The sequence below is a fragment of the Nocardia sp. SYP-A9097 genome (assembly GCF_009649815.1).
Taxonomy (GTDB): Bacteria; Actinomycetota; Actinomycetes; order Mycobacteriales; family Mycobacteriaceae; genus Nocardia.
On sequence record NZ_WJIC01000004.1, the window covers coordinates 374,769 to 394,558 of the forward strand.

At 66.4% G+C, this 19,790-nt stretch carries 19 protein-coding genes; 9 read left to right on the plus strand and 10 right to left on the minus strand.

Annotation, left to right across the window (positions count from 1 at the left end; all coding sequences use genetic code 11):
* Positions 1-72 precede the first annotated feature (72 nt).
* On the plus strand, positions 73-705 hold the full coding sequence (locus tag GFY24_RS11855) for a TetR/AcrR family transcriptional regulator (protein WP_153805038.1): 633 nt from the start codon (positions 73-75) through the stop codon (positions 703-705).
* Positions 706-812: 107 nt separating this feature from the next.
* Here the strand turns inward: GFY24_RS11855 and GFY24_RS11860 are convergent, their stop codons facing one another.
* The 4 genes from GFY24_RS11860 to GFY24_RS11875 form a co-directional block, all read right to left on the minus strand.
* Positions 813-1,535 carry a phosphoribosyltransferase gene (locus tag GFY24_RS11860; protein ID WP_153805039.1) on the minus strand — a complete coding sequence of 241 codons (723 nt, stop codon included), beginning with the start codon at positions 1,533-1,535 and terminating at the stop codon, positions 813-815.
* Positions 1,536-1,902: 367 nt separating this feature from the next.
* Positions 1,903-2,094 carry a hypothetical protein gene (locus tag GFY24_RS11865; protein ID WP_228566251.1) on the minus strand — a complete coding sequence of 64 codons (192 nt, stop codon included), beginning with the start codon at positions 2,092-2,094 and terminating at the stop codon, positions 1,903-1,905.
* A 44-nt stretch (positions 2,095-2,138) separates the two neighbouring features.
* Positions 2,139-3,860 carry an AMP-binding protein gene (locus GFY24_RS11870; RefSeq protein WP_153805041.1) on the minus strand — a complete coding sequence of 574 codons (1,722 nt, stop codon included), beginning with the start codon at positions 3,858-3,860 and terminating at the stop codon, positions 2,139-2,141.
* Entirely contained in the window at positions 3,857-5,509 is a 1,653-nt protein-coding gene (locus GFY24_RS11875; RefSeq protein WP_153805042.1) for an AMP-binding protein, read from the minus strand. Before GFY24_RS11875 ends, GFY24_RS11870 begins: the two co-directional genes overlap by 4 nt.
* 62 nt (positions 5,510-5,571) lie before the next feature.
* Between GFY24_RS11875 and GFY24_RS11880 the strand changes: the two genes are divergently transcribed.
* Positions 5,572-6,441, plus strand: coding sequence for a LuxR C-terminal-related transcriptional regulator (locus GFY24_RS11880; protein WP_153805043.1), 870 nt, complete (start codon positions 5,572-5,574; stop codon positions 6,439-6,441).
* 51 nt (positions 6,442-6,492) lie between these two features.
* Here GFY24_RS11880 and GFY24_RS11885 read toward each other — a convergent pair whose 3' ends face one another.
* Complete coding sequence (locus GFY24_RS11885) at positions 6,493-6,843, minus strand: ribosomal subunit interface protein (RefSeq protein ID WP_153805044.1); 351 nt, start codon at positions 6,841-6,843, stop codon at positions 6,493-6,495.
* A gap of 373 nt (positions 6,844-7,216) precedes the next feature.
* On the opposite strand from GFY24_RS11885, the gene GFY24_RS42915 reads away from it, so the two are divergent.
* Entirely contained in the window at positions 7,217-7,345 is a 129-nt protein-coding gene (locus GFY24_RS42915; RefSeq protein WP_255458632.1) for a hypothetical protein, read from the plus strand.
* A gap of 7 nt (positions 7,346-7,352) precedes the next feature.
* Here GFY24_RS42915 and GFY24_RS11890 read toward each other — a convergent pair whose 3' ends face one another.
* Positions 7,353-8,561, minus strand: coding sequence for a glycosyltransferase (locus tag GFY24_RS11890; RefSeq protein ID WP_153805045.1), 1,209 nt, complete (start codon positions 8,559-8,561; stop codon positions 7,353-7,355).
* A 244-nt stretch (positions 8,562-8,805) separates the two neighbouring features.
* On the minus strand, positions 8,806-8,985 hold the full coding sequence (locus GFY24_RS11895) for a hypothetical protein (protein WP_153805046.1): 180 nt from the start codon (positions 8,983-8,985) through the stop codon (positions 8,806-8,808).
* On the opposite strand from GFY24_RS11895, the gene GFY24_RS11900 reads away from it, so the two are divergent.
* The 3 genes from GFY24_RS11900 (at position 8,984) to GFY24_RS11910 (ending at position 11,626) form a co-directional block, all read left to right on the plus strand.
* On the plus strand, positions 8,984-10,060 hold the full coding sequence (locus tag GFY24_RS11900; RefSeq protein WP_304621373.1) for a polyprenyl synthetase family protein: 1,077 nt from the start codon (positions 8,984-8,986) through the stop codon (positions 10,058-10,060). The two genes, GFY24_RS11895 and GFY24_RS11900, sit on opposite strands and share 2 nt — an antisense overlap.
* Positions 10,061-10,349: 289 nt before the next feature.
* Positions 10,350-11,189, plus strand: coding sequence for a hypothetical protein (locus GFY24_RS11905; RefSeq protein ID WP_153805048.1), 840 nt, complete (start codon positions 10,350-10,352; stop codon positions 11,187-11,189).
* Positions 11,186-11,626, plus strand: a complete 441-nt coding sequence (locus tag GFY24_RS11910; protein ID WP_153805049.1) for a hypothetical protein — start codon at positions 11,186-11,188, stop codon at positions 11,624-11,626. The genes GFY24_RS11905 and GFY24_RS11910 overlap by 4 nt, the downstream gene beginning before the upstream one ends.
* Positions 11,627-11,639: 13 nt before the next feature.
* On the opposite strand, the gene GFY24_RS11915 is transcribed toward GFY24_RS11910, so the two are convergent.
* A complete protein-coding gene (locus GFY24_RS11915) occupies positions 11,640-12,452 on the minus strand; it encodes an SAM-dependent methyltransferase (protein WP_309230748.1) in 813 nt (270 codons plus the stop codon).
* A gap of 34 nt (positions 12,453-12,486) precedes the next feature.
* Here GFY24_RS11915 and GFY24_RS11920 point away from each other — a divergent pair, with 34 nt between their 5' ends.
* From GFY24_RS11920 to GFY24_RS11930, 3 genes are all read left to right on the plus strand, one after another.
* Positions 12,487-13,662, plus strand: a complete 1,176-nt coding sequence (locus GFY24_RS11920; RefSeq protein ID WP_153805050.1) for a cytochrome P450 — start codon at positions 12,487-12,489, stop codon at positions 13,660-13,662.
* 186 nt (positions 13,663-13,848) lie between these two features.
* Entirely contained in the window at positions 13,849-15,342 is a 1,494-nt protein-coding gene (locus GFY24_RS11925; protein WP_153805051.1) for a condensation domain-containing protein, read from the plus strand.
* A 96-nt stretch (positions 15,343-15,438) separates the two neighbouring features.
* On the plus strand, positions 15,439-16,374 hold the full coding sequence (locus GFY24_RS11930; RefSeq protein WP_153805052.1) for a ubiquinol-cytochrome c reductase iron-sulfur subunit: 936 nt from the start codon (positions 15,439-15,441) through the stop codon (positions 16,372-16,374).
* Between the two features lie 17 nt (positions 16,375-16,391).
* On the opposite strand, the gene GFY24_RS11935 is transcribed toward GFY24_RS11930, so the two are convergent.
* Together GFY24_RS11935 and GFY24_RS11940 are read right to left on the minus strand one after the other, a co-directional pair.
* Positions 16,392-18,596 (minus strand): hypothetical protein, encoded by a 2,205-nt coding sequence (locus GFY24_RS11935; protein ID WP_153805053.1) that lies wholly within the window; start codon positions 18,594-18,596, stop codon positions 16,392-16,394.
* Positions 18,593-19,783, minus strand: coding sequence for a hypothetical protein (locus GFY24_RS11940; protein WP_153805054.1), 1,191 nt, complete (start codon positions 19,781-19,783; stop codon positions 18,593-18,595). The genes GFY24_RS11935 and GFY24_RS11940 overlap by 4 nt, the downstream gene beginning before the upstream one ends.
* Positions 19,784-19,790 lie beyond the last annotated feature (7 nt).

Genomic DNA, 19,790 nt, shown 5'->3' on the forward strand with positions numbered 1-19,790 from the left:
ACTCGGACGACGTTAGCGTAAGTTGAACCCACGCTCAACATATTTCGGGTCCCGGATTTGTAGGATCGGCGCATGTCCTCGAACAAGCCGCTCCGCCTCGACGCACGCCGCAATCGCGATGCGCTGGTGACCGCGGCCCGTGAGGTCTTCGCCGAACGCGGCCTGGACGCACCGCTCAAGGAGGTCGCCGCCCGCGCGGGCGTCGCCATCGGCACCCTCTACAACCGTTTCCCCACTCGCGACGACCTCATTGCCGCCGCGGTGGAGGACCGCATCGAAGCCGGCGGCCGAATTGCCGAGCGCGCCTTGCTGATCGAGGATCCGTGGCAGGCGTTCACCTATCTGGTGGAGCAGGTCTGCGAACTCCAGGCGGCCGATCGCCTGCTCAATGAACTCGCCGTCCGCGCCGCCCCCAGCGCCGCGATCGCCCGCGCCCGCGACGACGGTCACGCCAAGATGCGCGAAATCATCACGCGCGCACAGCAAGCCGGAGCGCTGCGCTCGGACTGGGTGCTGGAGGACATCGCCTTCATCACCTGGGCGCACACCCGAATCGTCGAAGCCACCGGCACTTTGGCCCCCGATGCCTGGCGCAGGCATCTCGCTTTCGTCTTCGACGGCCTGCGCGCCACCGCGGCCCATCCACTGCCGGTGCCGCCGATCACCGAGGATCAGCTCATGCGGGCGCTACACCGCGAAGACTGATCCGGAGCCCGCATCACGGTGCGGGCTATCGTGGAGGCCGTGGGTGTCATCGGCGAATTGTTCCCGGGTAAGAAGCTGGCCGACGAGGGCAGCGAGGACAGCGACGGTCAGGAGCACCGGCCGCGCATGGAACTCGATCTCGATGCCGGGGTGGTGCGCCTGTCCGGGCCGGCGAAGCCATTGGACCAATCGCAGGAGTGATTGCCGCCCAGCAGGGCGGCGATATCGGCGCTCGCGGTCGGTCCGCCGGGTGGATACCAGCGGTCGGCATCCGGGGGTTGCGCGGTGGGGTGCGGGCAGACGATCTTGTCGGCATAGGGGGAGAGGTTGCCGAGCGCGGACCGGGCCGCGACCGGAACCGCGACGGCAATGCGAATCGCGCCGTGCACCCGCGCCATTCGGCAACTGTGCCGCAGCACGGTGGCATCGGTCAGGCAGTCATCGGTGATGACCACCGTACGATCGCGCAGGTCCACCCGTTTGCGATCGCCGCGATAGCTGAACGCACTGCGCCGCAGGATTTCCGATTGCCGCTGCTCGGTCTCGGCACGCTCGGATTCGCAGAGCGCGCCGTCGGCCACCGCGGTGGTATCGATGAGCAGCGTCTCGTCCTCGCCGAGTAATCCGTACACCAGGTCCGGGCGGCGGGCAACGGTCAAGGGGCGCACCAGGATTACGTCCAGCGCGATATGCAGGGTGGTGGCGAGTTCGGCGGCGACCCGCACTCCGCCGCCCGGCGGGGCGAGCACCACCACATCGTGACCGCGAAATGCCGCGAGCAGCCCGGCCAACTGCCGGCCCGCGTCATTGCGGTCCTGGAACGGCGGCATGCGCTTGCCCGACTGGGGTTTTCAGCCGGTGGTCGGGCACGCCCGGAGCGCGGGCGGCAGGGGCGTGAGGTGAGCGAACTGCCCGAGAACCGTCGTCATCACGCGCCCTCTCCATTGAGTGGCTGCCACGGTTGCCGAGCGGCAGCGTTGCTCGGCGAGAGCAGCGCCGCACGGGAGGGCAGAATCCCAGTGTACGCCCGCGCGAACCTCCCGCTTCGCCCCTCCGGCGCATGCGAATTGATCATTGCGCTGCCCTCCGAATCGTTCGTGACGATACGAAAACAGCTCGATCCCGAACCGGGAAACGGGATCGCCCGACCCACTCGACGAGTACGCCGGGCGATCCCGGATCGAAATGTCTTTCAGCTCATGACTTCAGGAAGGTCGCCACGATACTCCAGAACCTCCCGCGATCCACCGAACGGAAATCCCACGTCTCGGCGAGGCGGTGCGTCGCACTGACGATGCCGGATACGTCGAAGTCGTCGCGCGTCGCGGTGCCCTTGTCCTCCAGGGCGGCGATGACGTACGCGGTGGCGGTCTCCACACTGTGGGGCACGCAAGGCTCCAATCGGTCGTCGGAATGAGCTGCGGTGTAAGGGACTACGGCTGCCGTTCGGTGAAAACTTCCTCGTATCGGTACTCGGTGGGGATCTGTTCGCCCGCGGCGTGCGCCTGCTCTTCTCGGCGGCGCAGGTCGACGCGGCGGATCTTGCCGGAGATGGTCTTCGGTAGTTCGGCGAACTCCACGCGGCGCACTCGCAGATAGGGCGCGAGGTGGTCGCGGGCGTATTCCAGGATGGCACGGGCGGTTTCGAGATCGGGTTCCCAGCCGGCGGCCAGCGAAACGTACGCCTTGGGGACCGAGAGACGGGTGTCATCCGGTTGCGGGACGACCGCCGCCTCGACCACGGCTGGGTGCTCGATGAGGACGCTCTCCAGCTCGAACGGCGACACCTTGTAGTCGGAGGACTTGAAGACGTCGTCGGTGCGGCCGATATAGGTGATGTATCCGTCGTCGTCGCGTGAGGCGACATCACCGGAGTGGTAGAAGCCCCCCGCCATGACAGCGGCATTGCGTTCCGGATCGCCCAGGTATCCGGTCATCAGGTTGACGGGAGTGTATCCCAGGTCAAGGCAGAGTTCGCCCTCATCAGCGAGTTCTCCGGTGATGGGATCGACGAGTATGACAGGCACTCCCGGAGCCGGTCGGCCCATGGATCCGGGCTTGACCGGCTGGCCTGGTGTATTGCCCACCTGCAGGGTGGTCTCGGTCTGTCCGAAGCCGTCACGAATCGTCAGCCCCCACGCCTTCTCCACCTGTGCGATCACATCGGGGTTGAGAGGCTCACCGGCACCGAGGATTTCGCGCAGACCGGCCGGCCGCTCACCGAGGTCGGCCTGAATCAGCATGCGCCACACCGTCGGTGGGGCACAGAAGGTGTTGACGTCCGCGCGCCGCAATTGGGCGAGCAGGGCCGCAGCGTCGAAACGTGTGTAGTTGTAGACGAATACGGTCGCCTCGGCCAGCCACGGCGTGAAGAAACAGCTCCACGCGTGCTTGGCCCAGCCGGGCGCGCTGATGGCCAGATGTACATCGCCCGGGCGTACCCCGATCCAGTACATGGTGGAGAGATGCCCTACCGGATAACTGATCTGGGAGTGCTGCACCATTTTCGGCTTACTGGTGGTGCCGGAGGTGAAGTACACCAGCAGCGGATCCTCGACCGTGGTGACGGCGGTGAACGGGCCCGCCGACATGGTCATGGCGGCCTCGGCGTAGGAGCGCCAGCCCGGGGTGACCTTGTCGCCCACCGTGATTCGGATGTAGTCGCCGGGCACCTCGTCGAACTTGCCGGTCTCGCCGGCATTGGCGATGACGAAACCCGCACCGCCCCTGACGATCCGGTCGGTGAGGTCCTCCGGTCCCAGTGCCGCGGTGGTCGGCATGATCACCGCGCCGAGCTTGGCCACGGCCAGCATGGCCTCCCACAGCTCGGCCTGATTGCCGAGCATGAGCATGACCCGATCGCCCTTGCCGACACCGAGACTTGCCAGCCAGGTCGCCACCTGATCCGAGCGCGTGGCCATCTCGTCGAAGGTGATGCGCTGCTCCGCGCCGCCTTCCTCGACGATCCACAGCGCCGGGCGGTCGTTACCGCGCGCGATGACATCGAACCAGTCGATGGCCCAGTTGAATGTGCCTGTCAGGCGCGGCCATTCGAAGTTCGCGACCGCGGCGTCGTAATCGGTGGCGTGCGTGACCAACAGGTCCCGCGCCGCGCGGTACGCCTTGGTATTGGCGCTCTGGGCGGCGGTGGTCATGCGTTCTCCTCTTCGGAACCGGTGAGTAGCCGCACGGCCATCTCACGCATCTCGATCTTGCGGATCTTGCCGGTGACGGTCATCGGGAACTCGTCCACGATGTGCACGTAGCGGGGGATCTTGTAGTGCGCGAGCTGGCCGGTGCAGTACTCGCGCAGGGCCTCCGCGGTGAGCGGAGTCGTGTTCTCGCGCATACGAATCCACGCCATCAACTCCTCGCCGTACTTGGTGTCGGGGACGCCGATCACCTGGGCGTCGAGGATGTCGGGATGGCTGTAGAGGAACTCCTCGATCTCGCGCGGGTAGATGTTCTCGCCGCCCCGGATCACCATGTCCTTGATGCGGCCGGTAATGGCGACATAGCCGTCCTCATCCATGACGGCCAGGTCGCCGGTGTGCATCCAGCGCGCGGAATCGATGGCGGCGGCGGTCTTTTCGGGATCGTTCCAGTAGCCGAGCATGACCGAGTAGCCGCGCGTGCACAGCTCGCCGGGCAGTCCGCGCGGCATGGTCAGCCCCGTCACCGGGTCGACGATCTTGATCTCGATATGCGGGCCCGCCTGCCCGACTGTGGCGGTGCGCTGTGCCAGGCTGTCGTTCGCGCGGGTCTGGGTGGAGACCGGGGACGTCTCGGTCATGCCGTAGCAGATGCTCACCTCGCGCATGCCCATCCGGCCGATGACCTGCTTCATCACCTCGACCGGACAGGGCGATCCGGCCATGATGCCGGTGCGCAGGCTGGACAGGTCGAAGGTGTCGAACTCCGGATCGGCGAGCTCGGCGATGAACATGGTCGGTACCCCATAGAGCGAGGTGCAGCGTTCCGCCGCAACGGCTTCCAGGGTGGTGCGGGGTTCGAACGCGGGTCCGGGAATGATCATGGCCGCGCCGTGACTGGTGGCGGCCAGATTCCCCATGACCATGCCGAAGCAGTGGTAGAACGGGACGGGGATGCAAATGCGATCCTGTTCGGTGTACCCGCAGAGCTCGCCCACGAAGTAGCCGTTGTTCAGGATATTGTGATGGCTGAGCGTGGCTCCCTTGGGGAAACCCGTTGTGCCCGAAGTGTATTGGATATTGATCGGATCGTCCGCCGCCAGTCCGGCCTGCGCCAGCGCGAGCTGCTCCGGATCGCCGGCGCGCCCGGTCTCGAAGAGCCGTTCCCACTCCGGACTGTCCAGCAGCACCACCTGTTCCAGCTCCGGGCACTCCGGTCGGGCCTGCGCGATCATGGCCGCGTAATCCGAGGTCTTGAACGACGGCGCGGCGATGAGTGTGTGAATTCCGGCCTGCCCCAGCACATATCGCAGCTCATGCGTGCGATAGGCCGGATTGATGTTCACCAGGATCGCGCCGATCTTGGCGGTGGCGTACTGGGTCAGCGTCCACTGCGGGCAGTTGGGTGCCCAGATGCCCACCCGGTCACCCTTGCCGAGTCCGGCCGCGAGCAGACCCAGGGCCAGCGCGTCCACCTCCGCCAGGAACTCGCGGTAGGTCCAGCGGATGCCGGTGGTGTAGTCGATCAATGCCTCGCGATCGGCGAACCTGGCCGCGGTGCGATCCAGATTGGCGCCGATGGTGTCCCCCAGGAGCGGCGTGCTCCAGGCGCCCTGGGTATAGCTCACCGGACGGAGCCGGTCCATGCTCATGCTCACTTCGGTAGGATCCACGTCACACCACCGCCCCGACTAGCCCCGAATGGGGGTAACAGATGACTCCGCCCACCGACCGGCTGCTGCGCCCCGACGACGGCGATGCGCTGCGGTCCGAGCTACGGCGGATCGCGGCGCTGTCCAAGGCGCCGGTGGTGTTCGGCGGAACGGTGCACGCGGGCACCCTGGTGCTGACCGAGTTCGTCGGTACCAGGACCAACGGTATGCGCGGGCTGGCGGTCGCGCCCAGTTCCGGATTGGGTGGTAGCGCGGTCTCGACCGGTAAGCCGCGCTCGGTGGCGGATTATCGATCGGCCTCGACCATTACCCATCATTACGACGGGCCGGTGCTCGGCGAGGGATTGCGTGCGGTGGTGGCGGTGCCGGTCGTGGTGGACGGGCAGCCGCGCGCGGTGCTGTATGTGGCCAATCGCGAGTCCGGGCCGATCGGGGATCGGGTCGCCGATGCCATGGTGCAGGCCGGGCGGCGGCTGAGTGTGGAGCTCACCATTCGCGATGAGGTGGACCAGCGCGTACGCCTGGCCCTGGCCCGCGATACGACGCCCGCGATCTCCAGCGCCGACTCGATCATCACCGAAGAACTTCGAGAGCTGCACGCGGAACTGCGCGGCATCACGCCGACGGTGTCGGATACCTTGGCCCGCAATAGATTACGCTCCGTCACCGACCGTCTGGCCCGCCTGGTCTCCGGTGTAGTCGACCCCGACCAGCCGATCACTCTCGCGCCTCGCGAACTCGACGTACTCTCCCAAATCGCCCTGGGCTGCACGAATTCCGAAGCCGCGCAACGCTTGTCACTCCGCGCCGAAACGGTGAAAAGCTACCTGCGCAGCGCGATGACCAAACTGGGAGCCCACACCCGCCACGAAGCCGTGGTCCGGGCCCGCCGCTTGGGCCTGCTGCCCTGAATGCGGCGCCGGGTGATCCGCAATGCGAATCACCCGGTTACACAGTGGATTTCAGTGAGCTGCCATATGGCGGATGGTTTCGCTGCCCTTGGTGTGGTGCAGGCGGCCGAAGCGGCTGTCCAGGAGGTGGGCCATGCTTTCGGCGGCGCCGATGTAAGCCTCTTCGACGGTGGTGGCGCGATGGCGCACTGCTACCGGAGGTTGGCCCTTGGGGCGGGCCTCGAGGTTACATTGTTTGTCTCCCAAGCCGCCTTTATGGCCGTTCACATCGGTGATGTGGGCTTCGACGCGGGTCAGATTGTCCGCGTAGCGGTCGAGGATGGATTCGATGGTGTCCTGCGCCTGCTCGATGAGTGCCGCGCTGCCGCCTATGTGCTTGTCGGCGAAGACCTGGACGTGCATGGCATCTCCAAACTCTTGGAATAGCCGAGAACTTGCTGACCTCTTCGACAGTACCTGTTTTTCGGGGCGATCGGTCGGTTGTGAACGTCACTCGGGCGTAACAGTGCCGGAAGGTATTGTGCGCCGCCGCATTTGCGCGAAACGCGACTTCGCTACTCCGCTTGACGACCGGTCGGAGTGGCGATGAGCCCGCGGTCGGCGTGCACGACTGCCAGGCGTGGCCCGGCGGGATCGGCGAGGTGTTTGTCGCCCCACCGCATGAGTGCTGTCGGTACCGGCTGCTGGTTCGCGGCTCGCGGCGGTGAGCCGGTACTCCCGGTGGGTGTGCGCGCCGCGATAGTCGCGCATATCCAGGACGCCGGAGTCGACCAGCGTGCGCGGCCGCGGGATCGGAACCGCGCATGGTGCGCCGGCGGTCGCCATCGCCGAAGCCGGCAATCGCGACGCCGACGGCACCCGCCTCGCCACCGTCACCGGCACCTGCCCGGTAATCGGCGGCTGACCGAGCCTCAGCGGGTGGCGAGGTCCAGGACGTTCAATGCCAGTTGTTCGGCGGCGTCGGGGTGGCCCATGGCGCGGGCGGCGTCGGAAACCGTTGTGCGCGAGGCGGGGTCGCTGAGTAGGGAGAACAGGGCGGTGCGGAGGTTGGGGGCCGTGGCGTCCGCGCCGACGAGGGCTCGGGCGGCGTTGGCATCGGCGAGCATGCGGGCGTTGCGGATTTGTTCGCCGCCCACCGAGTGGGGGTAGGGGATGAGGACGGAGGGCTTACCGAGGGTGGTCAGCTCGGCGAGAGTGCCTGCGCCGGAACGGGATACGACCACATCGGCGAGGGCGAGGACATCGGGGAGTTCGGGGCCGAGGAAGTCGCGGACCAGGTAGCGGTCGCGCAGATCGGCGGGGAGGGTCGCCGCGCGTTCGCGCACCTGATCGTAGGAGAGTTTGCCGCACTGGTGGATCACATTGGCGACGGTGAGGAGTTCGGGGAGTAGTTCGGCGATGAGATCGTTGATCTGGACCGCGCCCTGGGCGCCGCCGGTGATGTAAACGGTCGGCAGTTCGGGGGAGTAGCCGGTCCAATTCAGTGCGGGCGCAGCGGCTTTCGCGTCACCGGTGGTGAGTGCGGGGCGAATCGGGTTGCCGGTCACCACCGCTCGGGCGCGCACCTTGGCGGGCAGCAGTTCCACCGAGGCGGCCGAGCTCAATGCGATCCGGTCGGCGGCGCGGGCCAGCAGCTGGTTCGCCTTGCCGATACCAGTGGTCTGTTCGTGGATCACCAGTGGTCGCCGCCGCAGCGCGGCCGCCATTCCGATGGGGGCGCAGACGTACCCGCCGGTGCACAGCACCGCGTCCGGCCGGAAGCGCCGCACGACGCCCTGTGCGGAGAGCACGCTCAGCGGTATGCGCGCCGCGTCCTTGGCATTGGCCGCATTGAGCATCTTCAGCGGATTGCGATCGCGGCGAAGCTTTCCCGCTTTGATCCCCGTGAACGAAATGTCGTTTTCACCGGATACGCGTTGTTCCAAGCTGTTCGGTACGCCAACCCACAGCACCTCCGCGGTGGCCCCGGCCTCGGCTACGAGGTCGCGCAGTGCTCGCACGGCCGAGACGGCCGGGTAGGTGTGCCCACCCGTTCCACCCCCGGCCACGATCACGCGAATCGCTCCCCGAGCGGCCACGCGCCGCAGAATCTCGGCGCGGTCGAGTGCGGAATCGGGCATGAACGGGGCTCCTGTCGGTTGGGGTCGGGCGAGCGCTGCGACTTCGCCGTGGCGGGTTCGCGGTACGCGCCGCGCCCGGCCCAGGCTATCCCGGTGCGCTCCCGCGTGGGAGTCCCTACCCATACCGGTCGGTCGGCGGTGATTGCGAGGTGTTGGCTAAAGGCCAATGGGCCTTTATCATTGGCTGTGAATCGGATCACGTTGTCGCGGTAAAGGTTCTGACGCAAGGTCATTTCCCATTCTGTCAGCGAATTCGTACTTCGCCCAGCGAGAGGGGCCCGTCGATGCAGCCCTGGACGCTGTCCTGCCGTGCGCCGCGCCGCGCCCGCGCTTCTACTACGCCGACTGCGAGCCGGTAATCCGGCTCGGTATCCACGAGATCGACTCGGCGACTGCGAGTCCCAGCGTCAATGGAGGTGGCCATGAGTTCGTCGGCAGCGGCAGATCCCGCATACGGCACCGCACTGCCATGGGTGGAAGGCGGCGATGCGAACGGAATCCTTTCGCGCGCTCAGCAATTGACCGGACCGCTGCTGCGCGCCGCGGTCGACACCCTCCCCGCCGAATTACGGCTGGTGGTCGGCTACCACCTCGGTTGGTGGGATGCCGCCGGCACCCCGACCGTCGGCGAATCCTCGGGCAAGGGCCTGCGACCCGCCCTGGTCCTCGCCGCCGCCCGCGCCGCGGCCCGGCGCGGTGACTCCGACCGATCGCCGGAGTTGGCCGTACATGCCGCTGCCGCAGTGGAATTGGTGCACAACTTCACCCTGCTGCACGACGATGTGATGGACGGTGACGAACTGCGCCGCGGCCGCCCGACCGTCTGGCGGGTCTTCGGCATCGACGATGCGGTGCTCGCCGGTGACGCCATGCACGGCCTCGCCATCTGGACCCTCGCCGCCGCCCCGATCGCGGGCCTATCCGGGATCGCCCGGCTGGAGGAGGCGGTCATCGAACTCTGCCTCGGTCAGCAGCGCGATTGCGCCGCCGAGTCGAAAACCGAAGTGACACTGGACGAATGCCTCGCGACGCTACAGCACAAGACCGGTGCGCTGATCGGCTGCGCATGTGCCATGGGCGCGCTGTGCGCCGGTGCCCGCCCGGAGGTGGTGGAGGCCATGGACGGCTTCGGCCGCGAACTGGGTATCGCCTTCCAATTGGTGGACGATCTGATGGGTATCTGGGGTGATCCGGCACGCACCGGTAAGCCGGTCGGCAATGACCTCATGCGGCACAAGCGAAGTCTGCCGGTGGTGGTGGCGCTGGAGTCGGGTACCGCGGCGGGCCGGGAGTTCGCCGATCTGTACCGCTCGGAGGAGCCCCTGGATGCTCCGGCGGCGCAGCGGGCGGCGGAGCTTATCGCGCGGGCGGGCGGCAGGCGGTGGGCGCAGGCCGAATCCATCCGCCGGGTGCGGGCCGCGAAATCGTGTATCTCGGGGTATCGGGGCGCGCGGGATCTATTGGAGTTGGCGGACTGTGTGGTCGAGCGCGATCACTGAGTTCTAATCGAGAAAACAAATACCGGACGGTCGAATTCGACCGTCCGGTATTTGTTGCTGTGCATGCCATTTCGGCAAATTCCGGACATTTGTAACATGCGTGCACAGCCCGCTTGACGCGTAACCATGGGACTTTGGTCCCTGATTCACCGAATTCCGTTGCTCCAAAACTGCTGGGCTGTCAGGATATCCAGCACGCGGCGCACTCGCTCGACTCCAGAAGCGCCGAAATACAAACCAGGCGTGCGTTTTTCGCTATTCGTGCATAACCATTTCCAGGAGTTCGAGCATGACCACGGGTCCTCTCGCCGAGTCCGGTCGTCTACCGGTGCTCGGCCGGGAGTCCGCCCGGGAATTGGTGCACGAATCGGCGAATGCGGCCGCCCGCGCCCATAGCGGAATACTGCGTATCACCGGTGAGCCCGGCGGCGATCTGCATTTCCGTGACGGGCGGATCATTACCGTGGATTCCCCGGGCGCACCCGGTGTGCGGCAACTGCTTTCGCGACCAGGGCGCGTCTCCACCGGCACCGCGGATCTGCGTCTGGTCGCCCAGATGGCCGCGCTAGACGGCGTCTTCGCCATTACCGCCGGTTGGGTCGGGAGCTGCGCCTGGCAGGCCCCGCCCACGGACCCGGACGGTAGGCAATCGCTGCCCGGCATCGACACCCTCTGGTTGCTGGAGGAGACCGAACGCCGGCTGAACGCGCTCGCGCACGGCCGGGTCTCACCGCATCGAAATCACCTGGTGCTCACCGAAACCGGCCGCGCACTGCTCGGTAGTCCCGAGGACGCTCGGCATAACGGCGCGCAATGGCAGGAGATCCTGCTGTGGGTGAACGGCAGGCACAGTTGCCGCGATATCGCCATGCTGCTCAGCCGCAGTCTGTACGCGGTGACCGTCGAGGTGGTGCGCATGCTCGACGGCGATCTGCTCGGTATCGCCCCGCTGGAGCGTGTGCAACTGCCCATGACCGAACCCGCGCGTGGCGGCACCAGATCGCTACTGCCGCGCCGTCGCCGGGGTGCCAGCGGCATCAATGACACGCTGCCGCCGCGCCCACCGCAACCGGCCACCCGTGCATTACAACGAACCGCCGCCGTGCGGACATCAGAAAGGACGCAATGAATACTGCGACTAACCCGGCCGGACCCAACAGCCTGTCGGACCGAATCGGAATTCTGGTCAAAGTGCTGCGCGCCGAAGTCCCGGAGTGCCTGGCCGCCGGCGCGATCGATATGACCACCGGAATGCTGCTCGCGGTGGAGACCGTCGACAATCATCCGCAGGAGGTCCTGGATCTGCTCGCCGCCGCCACCCTGGATCTGTTCCAGGGCCGCAATGTGGTGATGATCGAGGATATTTGGAAGGAGCGGCGCGGAATTCGCTTGGAGCGCCACTATTTCCAGGAGATTCTGGTCAATAGCGATAACCTGACACACCTTTTCATTCGCACCGAGAGTCGCGACGATGTGGTGATCGTGGTGGTCTGCCGCAAAACCGTGAATGTCGGCATGCTCTTCGCACAGGCCCGCCGGGTTTTGAAGGACACCGGCAGGCTCTGATTCGCGAGTTGTCTCACGAGATGTAGGCGACCCCGCCGAGCATGGAGATGGCCTCGGCGCGGGGTTGCGGCCGGTACACGTCGGGCCGCCAGTCGGTTACCGAGGTGATGCCCGGTGCCACCATGTCGAATCCGTTGAAGAATTTCGCGAACTCGGCGCTGGAGCGGAGTTGGAAGGGCACTCCGCTGCGCCGATTGGCCTCGGTCGTCCTGGCCAGGTCCTCGTCCTCCAGATAGTCATTGGTGGCGTGGGACATGACCAGGTGACTGCCCGGTGGCAGTGCGTCGCAGAGCGTACGGACCAGTTCGTACGGCCGGGTGTCATCGGTGAAGAAGTGCATGATGGCGACCAGCATGAGCGCGACCGGTTGGTTCATATTCAGGGTGGCGCGCAGATCCGGATGCGCGAGGATGCGCTCCGGATCGCGCAGATCCGCATCGATATACGCGGTCGTGCCCTCGGGCGCGGAGTTCAACAGCGTGCGCGCGTGCACCAGCACGATCGGATCATTGTCGACATAGACGATCCGTGACTGCGGCGCGATGCCCTGTGCGATCTCGTGCACATTGCCCGCGGTCGGCAGGCCCGCGCCGATATCGAGGAACTGGCGGATACCGGCCTCCGCGGCCAGATATCGCGTCACCCGGCGCAGAAAGTTCCGGTTCTCCACCGCGGCCAGGCGAACCGTGGGAAACGCCTCGGCCACCGCGTCCGCCGATTCCCGGTCGGCCTGGAAGTTGTCCTTACCGCCCAGCCAGTAGTCGTAGCGCCGAGCCGGATGCGGTTTGGAGGTGTCGATCCGTTCCGCTGCCGATTCCGAGTTCACAACGCTCCCAATCCAATTCGATTAGTGTTTGATCATGTCGCGCTACAGCCCATACGACTTCGAAGTTCATTCCGATCCGTATCCCCACTATGCCAGGCTGCGTGCCGAGGCTCCCGTCTATCGCAATGAGACCGACGACTTCTGGGCGCTGTCCAGGCACGCCGATGTGCTGGCCGCACTCCGGGGCTCGGAACGTTTCTCGAGCGTGAACGGCATCCGCATGGAGCCCGCCTTCTGGGGTCCGCAGGCCGAACGGTTCTTCTCCTTCGTGGCCATGGATCCGCCCAAGCACACCCGGCTGCGCGGATTGGTGACCAAGGCGTTCACCGCGCATCGGGTGCAGGCGCTCGCGCCACGACTACGTGAGATCGCGCGCGGAGTACTCGAGCCGCTGCTGGAACGCGGCAGCTTCGATCTCATGACCGATTTCGCGGGGCCGTTCCCGACCGATGTGATCTCCGAACTGGTCGGTGTGCCCGAGGCGGATCGGGAGATGATCCGAAAACTCGGCATGGAGATCATGTACACCGAGGAGGAGTCCACCGATCTGCGGCCCGCGGCCATGCAGGCCATCGGCGCACTCGTCGGGTACTACACCGAACTCACCATCGAGCGCGGTAAGGAGCGGCGGGACGATCTGCTCTCCGGCCTGCTCGACGCCGCCGACGGAGACGACCGGCTCACCCCGGAAGAGATTGTCGGCGTTCTGATTCTGCTGGTCGGCGCGGGTATCGAAACCGCCATGCTGAGCTTCGGCAATATCTGGCATGCGGGCTGGCTGCATCCGGACCAGCGGCGTCTCGCGCTGGACGGCCGTATCGAGGACTGGATCGACGAGTCCATGCGCTGGGATCCGTCCACCCAGACCAATCTGCGCACCACCACCGAGGCCGTCGAGTTGCACGGTGTCACCATTCCGGCGGGTGCGCGCGTGCTGCTGCTCACCGGTGCGGCCAATCGTGATCCGGAGGTCTTCTCCGACCCGGATTCGTTCTATCTCGACCGGGACACCAGCGCATCGCTGGTCTTCGGCAGCGGCCGCCACCACTGCCTCGGCTCCAATCTCGGTCTGCTGGAACTCCGTACGGCTCTGTCCGAGATCGCCGCCGCCATCTCCGATTACGAGATCGATCCGGTCGGCCTGCGCCGTATCCACTCCTCCAACAACCGCGGCTTCGCCAGCCTGCCGACGACGGTGACCAAGCGCTGACAGCTCTTACGCGGGCCCCGGATCTTCCGGGGCTTGCGTAAACGTCAAGTAGTGGTCGGTGTCTCTTTTACGACCCTCCTGAATTGCCGTGCCTTTGCTACCGTAGCCGGACTGTCGTCCCGCAGCGCTGCCGGATTTTTGGGCGGCGGTGATGTGGCATCAGCGGCAGCTGAGAGGACGGCGACTATGTCTCTGCCGGTTGCTGCCTGGACGAGCCCGGTGGAGCGTCGAAAACCCGCTGACGTCACCGAACTCCTGCGAATTGTGACAGACCCGACGCCTTTGCGGCGGATGCCACGCGCACCGAAAATTCCGTTGGCACCCGCGCAGGAGCGCATGTGGCATGCCGCGGCGGCCGGATACTCCGCTGACTGGAATGTTGCTCGCGCGTTTCGTATTCGTGGCAAGGCGGTAAATATCACCGCTTTGGTGATGGCCATCGACGATGTCATGCGGCGGCACGCACCGCTGCGCACCTGCTATCCGGCGACCGCGACCGGTCCGGTCCAGGTGGTCATGGACGCCGATGTGGCGCGGATCGATGTGCGGGTGGTGGACAGCTTCGCCGGCGAGCTCACCGAACGGATCGCCGAATTCGGTAGTCGCGCTTTCGATCTCGGTACCGAGGTGCCGATTCGCGCCCGGGTGTATCGGCTGGGTGCGCGGGATGTGGTGCTGGCCTTGGTCGTTCACCACATTTCCCTCGACGGTCAGTCGCTCGGCCCGCTCATGCGCGATCTGGTCACCGCCTATCTGGCGCGGGTGGCCCGGCAGGCCCCGGCCTGGCAGCCGCTGCCGGTCGACTACATCGACTACACGCTGTGGAAGCACGAGTATCTGGGTGCGTACGAGGACCCGGGCAGCCGGGCCAGCACCCAGCTGCGGTACTGGGCGAACAACCTGGTCGGACGGCCTATCCCGCTCGAACTGCCTTATGAAAGAACATGTTCCGGACATCGCGATGCCGCCGGCGCCATGGTGCGGGTGCATCTGGACGCCGATATCCATCGCACGCTGCTGATCCGCGCCCGGCAGGGCGGATCGAGTGTGTTCATGCTGCTGCAGACCGCCTTCGCGGTCGCGGTATCGGCCTTCGCCAAATCCGCCGATGTGACCGTCGCGACCGCGGTCTCCGGTCGTGAGGATCCGCTGCTCGCCGATATTGTCGGCAATCTCGCCGATGATGTGCTCATGCGGATTCGCCTGGACCGCGCCGCCGATATGCCCGAACTGCTCGACCAGGTGCGCCGGGCGGCCTTGGCCGCCTTCGCGAATCCGGACACCTCCAATCCGCGGCTACTGCGCGCGCTGCCGCAGGATCCGAACCATCCGCTCTTCCAGGCCACCCTCATCCTGCAACGCGATGACGCCGCGCCACCCGGAGCGCCCGGCGCCGGCGGGCTCGAGGTGAGCGAGGTGCCGACCGGTATCGTGCGCGCCAAACACGATCTGGAATTCGGCCTCACCGAGCATTACGACCACACCGGCGCACCCACCGGAATCGACGGCCCATTCCTCTATCCGACCGCACTCTTCGACCCCGAAACCGCCGAGCGCTTCGCCGAAAAGTTCCTGGCCACAGTCGAATTGATCGCCACCGGGTACACCGGCCCGATCGCACCGCTGCTGGCAGACGCCCCGCGCCGCCGCCCCCGCCGAGGCCGCACACGCCCGGAGTGACGGGTCCTGCCGTATTGGGATGACGACGGGGCTGAACCGATTCGGGTGCTGGGTCGTGAAGACTCGAGAGCGCGTGCCGAGTGAACCGAGGTCGCCATGGCCGCAGATCCGATCAGACGTCGTGAAATCGTGGTGGGGGCGAGCGTGGTGCTGGTCGCCACCGCCTGTACCAGCGGGCAGCGAAGTTCGAGCCCCGCGACCACTTCGATGCTGTCCCCGCCGACTTCGACCGCTGCCGTGCCGTCGACCACCGCGCCGCCATCCACCACCGAACCGCCGCCGCCGGAACCCGGTCCCGCGCCGATCAATGGCACCGTGCTCGCCCGGGTCTCGGAGATTCCCATCGGGTCGGGCGTGATTCTCGGCGATACCGTTGTCACCCAGCCCAGCGCGGGGAGCTTCCTGGCATTCTCCTCGGTCTGCACGCATCTGGGTTGTGCGGTGAACTCGCTCTCCGGCGGGACCATCAACTGCCCGTGCCACGGCAGTCGTTTCGCGCTGGACGGTTCGGTGGTCGCGGGTCCGGCGACCAGGCCCTTGGCCGGCCGTGCGGTGAGTGTGCAGGACGGGATGCTGGTGGCCGGTCCGGCTCCGGCCGTTCCGGTCGCCCCGGCCTCCGAGGAGCAGGCGCCTATTCCCGAGCAGGCTCCGCCGATCACGGAGGCCGGCGCCCCGGACAATGCGCTCGCCCGAACCTCGGACATTCCGGTCGGATCAGGCGTGATAATCGGTAATACCGTTGTGACACAGCCGAGTTCGGGTAGCTTCGTCGGTCTCTCGGTGGTCTGCACCCATCTCGGTTGCGCGGTGAACGATATCTCCGGTGGCACCATCAACTGTCCCTGTCACGGCAGCAAGTTCAGTCTCGACGGTTCCGTCGCGGCCGGTCCGGCCACTCGCTCGCTGGATGGCCGCGAGGTGAGTGTGCAAGGGGATTGGGTGGTTTCGGGCGCGGGCAGCCCGAATGACCCCATTCCGCCGCCGAAACCCTGGTGGTGCGAGATCGTTCCGCCGGGCTGCCTGGGCTGCTGACCCGCGTCGAGGGCGGGTCAGCGCCAGAAGCTGTTGCGGCGCTGCTTTTTTGGTGGCGTCAGCGGTTTGAGTCGGGCGGGCAGCGCCGCCGCCGCATCGAGGGTGAGCAGGGTGGCGATCCGCCGGGGCAGGTCCAGGCGGGTACGCAGATGCGGCCAGCCACCCTCGAGGAGGTCCGCCAGCGCGGCGGAGTCCAGATCCAGATCGCCGACGGCGCGCAGCAGGACATAGGGGTCGATATCCTGCTGCTGGGCGCAGGCGGTCAGCAGGGCGGGGACGCGCTCGTGGGCGGCACACAGCATGATCTGTTTCAGGACCGCCGCACCGCCGGTATCGGTGGAGCGTTCGGCCATCCGGCCGGCGACGAACTCGATATCGGAATCTATTGCCGCGCGCAGCATTTCGTAGTGTTCCTGGATGACCGTCGGGTCGTCGGCGGCCGCGCGCAGTAGCGCGGCGACCTCCGCCCTGGCCCAGTCGCCGCGATTGCGATTGCGCCCGAACATGTTCTGGCGCAGGCGGGATCGGCCCGATTGCGCTGGCGGATGGACCGCCTCGGCATCGAGCACCATGAGATTCTCGATGGACTGCGGCAGTCCGACGGCCCGGCGCAGCACGGTCCACCCGGGTCGCAGCGCCTGCACCAGCTCCGCCGGTTCGGCGCGAACTATGGTGACCGCCTTCATGAGTTCGAAGGCGTCCACGGCCGGATAGCGCGTGCATTCGGCGACCAGTGTGGGCAGCCGGTCCGGTGGCGCGCAGGCCATGATCTGCTCCAGGACGTACCGGTCGCGACTGGTGCAGGAGATATTCACCATGAGCTGTGCGACGATCGGCAACTGGTCGTACATGGCGGTGCGCAACAGCTCGCTGCTGCCGGTGTGTACCGCCGGATCGCCGATCTCGGCGCGCACCGTCTCGTACACCAGGTAGCGGTCCGATGAGCCGATGGTGAACTCGCGCAGTGCCCGATGCCGTTGCAGTTGTTCGATGACGAGATCGCGCTGCCCGGTATCGCCGGTGGTCCAGTCCCGCTGTAGTTGCGGCCAAACGGTTTTCGCATCGCTCGCGGTGAGACTGCCGTTGTCCAGCCGCCGGAAGGCGGAGGCGACCACGGCTTCGCTGAGATCGACACCAAGCTGCTGGGCGACCCGGGTGGCGCGAGTGCGATCACGGTCGGACATGACGCATTCGATGAGTGTCCGTTCGAAGACCGCGCGGACCTCGTCGTGCACCTGGAGATTCGCCAAAGCCGCTGTGACTTCGGGGCTTTCGAGCGCGAGGTGAATGGCGCGGCGGGCCACCGCGGCATCGGTGAACCAATCCGGCGGCAGGGTGGGGTCGGTCAGCACCTGCGCCATTTGCGCGTCATCCAGGAGCGCGGGCTCCAGCATGCGCAGCTGCTGTTGATAGCACCACTGCCGAATATCGCTGACGGACAGCAGTATTGCGGGCGGCGCGATTCCGGCCCGGCGGTGTTCGACGATCTCCCGGCCCAGGCGCTGGTAGGTATCGGAGAGATTGTCGATGACACTGTCGTGGGTGATGACGAGCCGGTCCGGGGGAGCGGCGTGCCCGATCGCCGTGGTGATCGACGGCATCTCGGCCAGCGGCGAAGTCGTGGTGGAGAATGTCAACTCGCGCAGCACATTTCGCGGGATCATGCCGTACAGCGCGGTCAGCATGTCCACCGCCTCGTGGGCCTCGGAAACCTGGAGCGCGATCGTCGGCCCCTGCCCGGCGAGATGCGCGAGCGCCGCACCGATGAGCACCGGCAGCCACGGCTGTCTCAGGGCCGCCTGCGCCGCCGCACCGAATTCGCATCCCCCGGAGCCGGGTTCGGCGGCGGACCAGCTGTCGGTGGGCGAGACCGACCCGTTCAAGGTGGTGAGAAATCCGCCGGATCCGAAGAGCCGCAGGGCCGTCGACCCATCCAGCCGCGCGCGATCGCCCGCGATCAAATGCGTGACACAGGTGCCCGGCCGCACCTGCGAGGGCGTCTTCAAGCCGGCCACGGCCAGCCCGCGGGTCACGGTGAACTCCAGCGCGAAGCCGACCGGCTCCACGCCCTCGGGCAGACTCACCAGCGAACCGAGTTCGCGCACCGTGAATCCCAGTGTCGCGGGCCAATTCCCGGACCGCGCCACCACACCCACTCCGGCGCCGGAGGATTCGAGATTCACCAGCGCCCAGCCACACACCAGCTGCGGAAATCCTGTCATCGGTAGGCCCGTAGCTCCTCGATCATCTCCAGCATGTACACCACCGGGTCGGCCGCGCCGTATGGCTTGAACACCGGATACGTGCCATTGCCGCGCTTGCCGCAGCCTACCGCCGACACCGGAAAATACATGTTCCACGGAAAGTGGATGGACAGCGCCGAGTCCACCGCCGGGAACAGCTGCCGCACCAGATTTCTGGTGATCTCGCAGCGTTCCAGGATGCGCGGTGGATCGTAGGCATTGCCGGATCCATTGCCGCTCACCGGGCTGTCTGCCCAATTCGCGGGCGGGGCAACGATATTCGCCTCGGGCAGATCGATGAGCGAGAGCAGGTCGGTCTTGGCGACAATGGTCGACACATGCAGTCGCGGTGGTTCGATCGGCAGCTGGATCGGATAGCTGTTGGCCGCGCGCCACAGTTTCGCGATCTGATCGATCATGAGCGTGGTGCGCCCGACGGTCTGCGAGTGTTCGACGATATTGTTCAGGCTCTCCTGATCGTCCGGATCGGCCTGTTCGCGCATGAGCGCCAGGTACTGCTTGTTCAGCGTGGACGGCACCACGAACCAGAGGAAGTCGGCCACCGCGAGATGCGGGCTCACCCGCGCCGCCACCGCGCCGTCGGCGATATCCTCACCCGCCACATCGATGAACGCCAGGTTGACCGCGCTCGCGGTCTGTACCGAATATGCCGTCACCAGAATGGGTCTGCGCTGTTCCAGCCCGGCCCAGGTATGGCCCTGGGACTGCCGCTGGGCGTTCATGGCAAGTCCGTCGGTGCGCTGGGTCTGGTCCATGGCCATGCGGCGCGGGCCGGTGGCGTCCAGGGCGCGGCGATCGAGCAGCCGGGCCTCCAGCGCCGTCCAGAGACTCGCGGATTTGGGGGAGACGATGAAGGAGAACTGACTCGCCAATCGCGGATCGTTCATCATCGAATGGATCATCGACACGATCAGGTGGCTCTTGGACGAGGCCGATTCCCCGACGAATCCGATCACCTTGGTGGGATGGTCGAGCGTGACCGGGTCGAGTTCACATCCCTTGGGGCAGCGCAGGTTCAGCTTGTCGAAGTAGGTCTCGATCTGTTTGGCGAAGCCGCCGTTGCGCTGCCGGATCACCGTGTACCAGCGATTGCGTTCGCGGTCGTAGCGGAACTCGGTGAGGCAGTTGAGGCAGACGGTTCTCACGTGGGGC